This is a genomic window from Geofilum rubicundum JCM 15548 (assembly GCF_000974365.1).
Taxonomy (GTDB): domain Bacteria; phylum Bacteroidota; class Bacteroidia; order Bacteroidales; family Marinilabiliaceae; genus Geofilum; species Geofilum rubicundum.
In genome coordinates, this window is record NZ_BAZW01000091.1 from 1 (window position 1) to 7965 (window position 7965).

Consider the following 7965-nt stretch of genomic DNA (forward strand, 5'->3'; position numbering starts at 1 on the left):
TCGACAACTGTTGTAACTGTAGTGTATCACACCGCAATCCTTACACACCTGCTCATGCCCCCCCAAGGTGGCTGTGCGGCACTGGAGGATGTTGTACAAAACCTTGATTTGTTTGGGGGATAGCTCACCGCTCTGCAACAAGGATTTCCCAAATTGGCGGACAATGTGAGCCAATTCATGCTTGCTTTTGCAGTGCTTTTCCATAAAGGGTGTCTAAAGGGCTGTGAGGGTTTATGTGCTGGCACTGAGCAACATGAAGATAAATCATTGTAGTAGAAATGTCGGCATGGCCCAATAAATCCCTTAAGGTTACGATGTTTAATCCCTGCTCCAATAAATGCGTGGCATACGAGTGCCGCAAAGAATGGAGATTGACACTTTTGGCGATAGAGGTCTTTTTAAGGTTCTCCCGCATTACCCAGGATAATCCTTTAACGCTGTAGCGACCGTCAGGCTCTTTGCCATTGAACAGCCAAACATGCGGGTTCTCGGCTCTGAGATACTTCTCGAGTCCAATGGCCATAGTAGGGGACAAGGGAACTATACGGTCTTTCCTGTATTTGCTCTGGCGAATGTGGATGACCATGCGTTCAAAGTCAATATCTGATATTTTAAGATTGATGACCTCTTGCCCTCGCAATCCGGCTGAATAAATGAGCGTAAGGATTATCCGGTGTTTAAGCAGTGTAGGTGCTGCAAACAGCATTTTCAGTTCCTGCTGGTTCAGGACAATCGGCAACTTGGTGTCCTGCTTTAATGAAGGCAAGGCAATGGCCTTTTTGTTCATGCCCAACAAACGGTAGTAATACCTAAGACCGTAAACCATGTGCTTGAAACTGCTGCGCGAAGGCGCCTTGGGATCACGTGCCAAAGCAACCAGGTACTCATTGATCTCGTCTTCGCTAACCTGTTCGGGTAATTTTTCAAAATGGATGACAAGCAGGGCAATGCGCCTGATGTAATTATTCAGGGTGCTGGCGCTTTGGCCACGAAGTACCACCTGATGCTCCAGCTTCACGGCCCTGGACTTGAATTCAGGGACAAGCACCATGGCACGCTCAACAATAGTTAAGCTTGTTTTTTTTCTCATAACAGTATTGTTTTAAAGTGAATAATACAGTTATAACGGCTTGCGGCTAGAAAGATTTGTGTTATTTTTGAAAGGAGCTATCCCGTAGGATTTAGTTCAACACATGGTATAGTGCATGCGGGTTTCAGCGGTTTTCGAAGGTTTGTGGCTCGTAAAAAAGGTCGGTGTAAACTGATAATTTATCGCTTCGAACTCCCGCACGACACCATACCATAAAACGTTGTGGTGCATTTTAAGAAAGATACGTATGAGCATAAATGACAGATATTTTATGTTGTGTTACACTGAACGGATACATGAATTCGCAAAAATAGACGAATATAAAAAATGGACTGTCGGAACGGCTCGAACGAAATACAAGACTTTGGACGAATTCTATCAAACAGAACTTGAAATAAACCAAAAAGAACTAATCCATCTAAGGACTGATTTTAAGAGATTTAACGACTTGTATTCAAGATATTTTAACGAGCAAAGAAAGGAACTCTTTGAAAAACCAAAACCATTTTTAGAATGGTATGACAAACAAAAAGAATCATGTAATTATTGCGGTATAACTCAATCTGAACTTCACACAATTGTAAAATTAAGAGACGGAAAATTAACTCTTAATAAAAAAACTAAAAGGTCAAAAGGTACATTAGAAATTGAAAAATTAAATGCAAATCTTGGGTATACATTTAAAAACTGTGTTTTATCCTGTCCTTTCTGTAATAATGCCAAAAGCAACTTGATTTCGGAAGATGGTTGGCGTGCTTTTTTCGTGCCAGCAATGAAAGAATACTTTAATTCAATTTTGAATAATGATAGCAAGTAAAGAAACAAACTCAGTCTATTTTTCCGAATTGTTAAGTTCTGACAAGCGATTTACGCAGACTTGCAACGCTTTAACTGAACTTCTTGAGAAGCATTCTGTTAAATATAGCTTTTTAAAAGCCACAAAAGACATTTGGTGCAGAGACTACATGCCTATTCAGATTGACAAGGAAAAGTTTGTACAATTCCGTTATGAACCTTCTTACCTTAAAGACGACTTAGAACTTCAATCAGACCCAAAAGAAGTTTGTAAAGCCAACAACATTAAACCTCAATTTTCCAAAATCAACCTTGACGGTGGCAATGTTGTGAATTGGTCAGATAGAGCAATTATTACTGACCGAGTTTTTGACGAGAACCCAGAATATTTAAGTAAAAACAAACTGATTGCTGAAATTGAAAAACTTCTTGAAGTTGAGATAATCGTTATTCCGCAAATAAAATCTGATATGACAGGTCATGCAGACGGAATGGTTCGATTTGTTGACCGCAACACATTACTTGGAAATAACCGAGAACAAGAGTACAAATATTGGAAGAACGGAATTAACAAAATCCTGAAAGAAAAAGGAATTGAATATATTGATATTCCGTTTCTTGACCACAAAGAAAAGAATTACCCTGACCATGCGATTGGTTGCTATGTAAACTATTTGGAAGTTGAAAATCTGATTGTGATTCCAATATTTGAAACAGAAAAAAACAAAGACCAAGAAGTTTATGACAAGTTCAAGGAGATTTTTCCAAACAGGAAAATTGAAACTATTAATTACAATGAAATCGGATTTTTTGGTGGTCTTTTGAACTGTACGACTTGGACGATAAAAGATTGAAAATGAATGAAAAACGCACTACAACACTTAGCCTCTAATTAGTAAGCATTCGGTCTGCCACGTATTGTAAAAGTAAGAAAAATTCCCAAGCAGGGATTGCCTGCCTGGGAAGTTGGAATTTTCTAAGTTGTAGTGGAATCTCTTGGAATTAGTCGGAATCTTTTGGAAAGCCTTGGCATTTGTTGGACTTTTTCCAAATGTGTGGCAACAGGTCGGCTAAGTCCAAATTGTAGTTGGCGTTGTACGACGCAATTTTGCTAAAGACATCGGTCAACCACTCCCTTGGATTCACATCGCTGGCTTTACAACAGCCCAGAAGTGAATACATAATGGCAGCATTCTCTGCAGCATCGTGGTTGCCACAAAAGAGGTAGCCCTTTCTTCCGACGGCCAATGGCCTAATGGCGTTTTCCGCCAGGTTATTATCCGGTAAATATCGCCCATCAAGATGATAGCGCGACAACCGCTCAAAAAGATTATAAGTGTAGCTCAAGGCTTTGCTCATCCTCTCCGGGTAAAGCCTTGGGGTGGTAAGCGACAATCCATTTTTCAAAAGCTCTCATAATTGGATAGGCCAAGCGTTTTCGCAACTCGGATCTTTGCTCAAAATCCAAATCCTGATCGTCCGCCATTTGCTCAACCTTATAGAGTTTCCCAATTTGCTCCAATGCGTACTCAGCTCCGTTCTTGTCTTCCTGGAGGCTTTCATGAAATTTACGGCGTGAATGTGCCCAGCAACCTAATAACAAGACGCCCTTTTTCTGCTCATAAATTGAGTATGCATTGTAACCATCGGTTTGGACCGCACCCTTAAAACCTTTTAATAAATCCACTACAACCTTTTGGGCTCTGGAACCCTTATCGTAGTGGAAGAAAACCAGATCGTCCATTACCGACCGCACCATCCACAGGTAAGCCTTTCTGGTTTTATGTTTTTCGTTGTCAATAACCGGAACGGTGCTTTCATCTACCTGTATGTAGTCAGATGCTAAAACGATATCTTTCAAACGAAGATACAAGGCACGAAGCAGGTCGCTGCTGCCTTGAAACCATCCGTTCAAGGTTGATTGCGGAAGATGGAAGCCTGTCATTTTGAGCATGGCGATCTGACGATAAAACGGCAAATGAAAATAGTACTTGTTCATCATCAGCTCTGCCAAAAGAGAAGGTCCTGCATTGCTTCGAGGCAATGGTAGTAATGGCATTGCAGCAACAGCAATGGTAGAGGAGTCTTCCTGCTCAGGCCGACCTGTAACGGACACTTCATTTACCGCCTGTTTAACTGCATATTTGGGTCGCTCGATGCGTCGAACGTACAGCTCGCCGGGTTTGTGTTCCAGAATCTCGGTTACCTCTACACCAATGCGCACCCAGTCGGCCTGGAGTCCTTCTGGCTCTATAACTTCGATCTCCCGTCTGAGTCCCTCGGGGATGGGGAGGCGAACAGGCTTTTTCTTTTCTCTGACGACTTTGCGGCGCTCGTATTCGGCAATCTGCTTGTCGGCTTCCTTAACAGCTATCACTTCATCAGGGAGTATCTCCAACCCATCAAAATCAAGTTTTCTTTGGTTGGGGTCTTCCTTTATGAACTTCTCAGATGATTTGCTGAAATACTTCTGCCGAAACCAGGCCAGCTGATCGGTAAGCTTCTTTATTTCCTGGTCTTTTTGGGCTACTTCTGAGCTTAATTCCTTGTTTTGGGCTTCAAGGCCCCCAAGGGTGTCTTCGTTGATTTTTTGCAGCCGACAAAGCTTCTGAAAGAGCTCGTCTCTTTCCTGAAGAAGTTCCTGTACCAGGAGATTATTGTCGGTTGAAAAATCGCTCATTTTCCCTGTTTGATTATGAGCTTAAAAGTAGTAAAATCAAGGCTTTTAGCGAAATTTTATGCGCTAATAATGCTGAAAAAATGCTTCTTTTTGTCGCGGTTTTAACACACGCTTTTTGGCCTGCACATTCTTGACGATCATCATCAAATCGTGCCAGCTTATAGCTACTGAAGTATGCTTGTCACCAAAAGTGGGCAGCTTAAAAACGCCGCTGTCGAGCTTCTTGTGATAGATCACCAAACCGCCGTGTTCCAGGTGAAGAATTTTCATTGTGGTAAGCCGCTTGTTGACGAAAATGAAAACCTCTCCACTTTGGACGTCGCGCTTCATTATGGAAGTAACGATCCCACTGAGCGTATAAAAGCTTTTGCGCATATCCACGGCCGCGGGATAAAGAAAGTACTTGAGTTTTTCATGCAGATGAAACATAGCCTGTCAATCATAAAGGTGAACAATCGTTTTTAGCAAATGTATGTCTGCATGATCTCTTATCACCATTTTGGTCCCGTTGGGAAAAACGAACTCTATTGGAGCATTAGAAACTCCACCGGTTTTATTGCCACTACTCGTCGCAGGAACATAACTGTGCTGGCCTTCTGTTTCTGTTGGCCCAGCATCAAGAAGTAAGGGAACAAAACAATCGGGTTCTGCCTGCTTTGTGGCCCCCAGCTGTTTTTTCCAATAGTAAAAGGTGGAGGGTGCAAAGCCCTGATTGGCGCAAAAGTCGCGTACGCTTAAACGTGAGTGCAAATACTCTTGATAAATCCGCTGGAAGGTCGAAAGTGTCATCCTCATTTTTTACCAGCAAAGTAACGATGGCTTAGTTTGTGTGACAATACGTACTAGGCCGAATGCTTACTCTAATTAAGCGTTGCTTGCACACGCTTTAAATTAGAGGCTATGTTGAACTAAACAGTTTTCCGTAGACTCACTATATCACTTTAATAAACAAAGCATTAGCTATAGTGTTTTCAATTGGTTTTCTTAAGATGGGACAAATTGAAATTGGTTTTGGTTCTTGCGTTCTTTGACATTATATTGGCTATAAATTGAAATTACTAGAACCTTTTGGGGTTCCGGTTGGTGGGTTAAAGCCTTGTTTGCTTGCTGAAATGTCGCGTTAGGGCATACCTTTCCCATTTGCGCATTAGGGCACATTAAGTTTCTAATAGCAAAAACACCTATGCGCAGCGATACTCGGGAGGAGCCCTTTCTTTGGGATAGCTCTCCAATAAGAGTAGTTCTCCTCCACACTCGCGACATTGCAGAACTGAACGCTCTCCAAAGCGCAAGGTCAGCACCTCTGCTCGGGATAGCCTTGGCCTAGTAACATAATCCCTCAGCAGTTGCTCTCTGATTTTCTCAATGGATTCCCGTTTATTGCGATTGCTAAGAAATCCCATATGCCGGATCCGTTGAAAAGAAGGTGGTACAATATGCTCCAAGAAGAGTTCCAGGAACTCCACCCCGGTAAGTCTTTTTGTTTCTTTTAGATATCCCGCTTTTCGGTTAAGCCAACTAAAAGTAACGTGGGTGCTTGTGACTTTCAGGATACGGTGATTGGAGATGGCCACCCGGTGGCTGTATCTTCCCAGATATTCAACCACACTTTCCGGACTGCCAAAAGCCTGTTTAGCATAGACTACCCAGGGCTTTTTTATCAAGTCACGGGGGACAAACTTTTTGATTTTTCCCTGTCGTTTGAGCCTACGAAGCTTTCTGGCAAAACGGGCACTAAAAACTTCGGAGAGCTGTTTAACATCAAACAAAAAATCGCCCTCTTGTTTGGTGCTTTTCCAGCATCCCTGTTTATCTATGCCCCCGGCGGGAATAATCATGTGCACATGTGGATGAAAACCCAGTTGCTGATCCCAGGTATGCAAAACAGCAATGGCTCCCGGTTGAGCCCCCATAAGCTTTGGTCTTTGGAAAAAACACCGATAGTTTCCCAGGCCTTTTCGAATAGCAAGTTGTACATTACTTTTCGGTTAAAGCGAAACAGTTCCAACAAATCATGGGGTACGGTAAATACCACATGATAATATTTAACTGGAAGCAGGTCCTGTTTACGGTCTTCGATCCATAGTTCCTTGTCAATACCCTGACAACGCGGGCAATGTCGATTACGGCAACTATGCAAAACATAGTGCAGATTACCACAGTCGTGGCAGACCATCGCTGAACCACCTAACTTAGTGGTTCGGCACGTAGAGAGTGCCCGCAAAACCTTTAGTTGATGTGAGGTAAGCCCTCTCTTTTGCAACAAGGCAGGCAAAAAATGATTTATTACAGCGCCCAGATCGTTATTAATGCGCATGCTTGTAAAGTTTTTCCATGGGACTAAAGCCTGCCTGAGGGTTCGACCTGGCAATATGAAGATACATCAGGGTGGTACGTAGCTCGGAATGACCCAACTGATTTTTCACGCTCACAATATCCAATCCCATTTCAAGCAAATGAGTAGCATAACTATGCCTCAAAGTATGGATGCAAACATCCTTCCCAATACCGGTTTTACGAATGACGGATCGAAAGGCATGCCGGATGCCCTCCCGGCTGATCTGCTGGCCACGCACTTTCCCATTAAACAGCCACACGCTCGGGTTGGATGTTTCCAGATAAGAGGTAATTCCTCGTAATGTCAGGGAAGATAACGGAACATAGCGGTCTTTTTTGCATTTACTTTCCCGGATGTGCAACTGATGCCGATCAAAATCCACATCGGTAACTTTCAGGTTTATGGCCTCGCTGATGCGAAGTCCACAGTCATAAATAACTGAAAACAGCACACGATGCTTAAGCAGTTTGGGGGTTTTGAGAATCTGCCGGATCTCTTGCTGTGAAAATACAGCAGGTAGAGATTTGCTCTGGGAAATAGGAGGAAGACTAAGGTACAATCTTTCATTTTTGAACATGCTGAACATCGTGCGAAGACCATAAACCAGATGTTTAAAAGAACTCATGCTGGGCTTTTCATGTTGACGGATATAAAACAAATACTCCTCCAACTGATCCTGGGAAAGATCTAAAGGAGAACGCTCAAAGTGTAATACCAGTTTGGAGATTTGCATAAGGTAATTGCGGGTACAGGAATCGGATTTTCCGGCAATGGTGTACTTACGCAGAAACTGATCACTCACTGTTTTGAATTCAGGCACTGCTTGGCAGGCCTGTTCCAGATACGATTGTCGACTCATAACTAAATTATTATTTAAAGTTGGAGTCGAAAAATCGGTATATTTGAGAAGATTTCTTGGTCGTAGAAAGATAAGCTCCCGTTGAAAACGGGTTTAGTTCAACATCATATATAAAACATTGGGGGTTAGGTGTTTATGCGAACCATCCTGCCCCGCACCAGCTTTTGTAACGGCAGACAATTATGACGCCCGCAGCCCCAACA

Annotated in this window: 8 protein-coding genes and 2 pseudogenes; 2 read left to right on the forward strand and 8 right to left on the reverse strand. The window is 42.7% G+C overall.

Annotated elements, in window-relative coordinates:
- A partial coding sequence (locus JCM15548_RS21285; protein WP_173427674.1) for a transposase zinc-binding domain-containing protein occupies positions 1-204 on the reverse strand: 204 nt, incomplete at its 3' end.
- Positions 176-1090 carry a tyrosine-type recombinase/integrase gene (locus tag JCM15548_RS19405; protein WP_062128743.1) on the reverse strand — a complete coding sequence of 305 codons (915 nt, stop codon included), beginning with the start codon at positions 1088-1090 and terminating at the stop codon, positions 176-178. The genes JCM15548_RS19405 and JCM15548_RS21285, both read right to left, overlap by 29 nt.
- Before the next feature lie 247 nt (positions 1091-1337).
- On the opposite strand from JCM15548_RS19405, the gene JCM15548_RS19410 reads away from it, so the two are divergent.
- Positions 1338-1907, forward strand: a complete 570-nt coding sequence (locus tag JCM15548_RS19410) for a hypothetical protein (RefSeq protein WP_062128744.1) — start codon at positions 1338-1340, stop codon at positions 1905-1907.
- Complete coding sequence (locus JCM15548_RS19415) at positions 1894-2739, forward strand: agmatine deiminase family protein (RefSeq protein ID WP_083985265.1); 846 nt, start codon at positions 1894-1896, stop codon at positions 2737-2739. Before JCM15548_RS19410 ends, JCM15548_RS19415 begins: the two co-directional genes overlap by 14 nt.
- 148 nt (positions 2740-2887) lie before the next feature.
- Here the strand turns inward: JCM15548_RS19415 and JCM15548_RS24770 are convergent, their stop codons facing one another.
- The 6 genes and pseudogenes from JCM15548_RS24770 to JCM15548_RS19445 form a co-directional block, all read right to left on the reverse strand.
- Positions 2888-3067 (reverse strand): transposase domain-containing protein, encoded by a 180-nt coding sequence (locus JCM15548_RS24770; protein WP_227626051.1) that lies wholly within the window; start codon positions 3065-3067, stop codon positions 2888-2890.
- A 72-nt stretch (positions 3068-3139) separates the two neighbouring features.
- A pseudogene (gene tnpC / locus JCM15548_RS19425) lies at positions 3140-4565 on the reverse strand (IS66 family transposase); the annotation flags it as partial.
- 63 nt (positions 4566-4628) lie between these two features.
- Positions 4629-4994 (reverse strand): IS66 family insertion sequence element accessory protein TnpB, encoded by a 366-nt coding sequence (gene tnpB / locus JCM15548_RS19430; RefSeq protein WP_062128748.1) that lies wholly within the window; start codon positions 4992-4994, stop codon positions 4629-4631.
- A 6-nt stretch (positions 4995-5000) separates the two neighbouring features.
- Positions 5001-5354 carry an IS66 family insertion sequence element accessory protein TnpA gene (gene tnpA / locus JCM15548_RS19435; RefSeq protein WP_083985266.1) on the reverse strand — a complete coding sequence of 118 codons (354 nt, stop codon included), beginning with the start codon at positions 5352-5354 and terminating at the stop codon, positions 5001-5003.
- A 392-nt stretch (positions 5355-5746) separates the two neighbouring features.
- Positions 5747-6882 (reverse strand): annotated as a pseudogene (locus tag JCM15548_RS26660) (IS91 family transposase).
- The gene (locus JCM15548_RS19445; RefSeq protein ID WP_062128754.1) at positions 6872-7762 is read right to left on the reverse strand and encodes a tyrosine-type recombinase/integrase; all 891 of its coding nucleotides are present in this window, start codon (positions 7760-7762) and stop codon (positions 6872-6874) included. The pseudogene JCM15548_RS26660 and the gene JCM15548_RS19445 overlap by 11 nt, the downstream one beginning before the upstream one ends.
- Positions 7763-7965 lie beyond the last annotated feature (203 nt).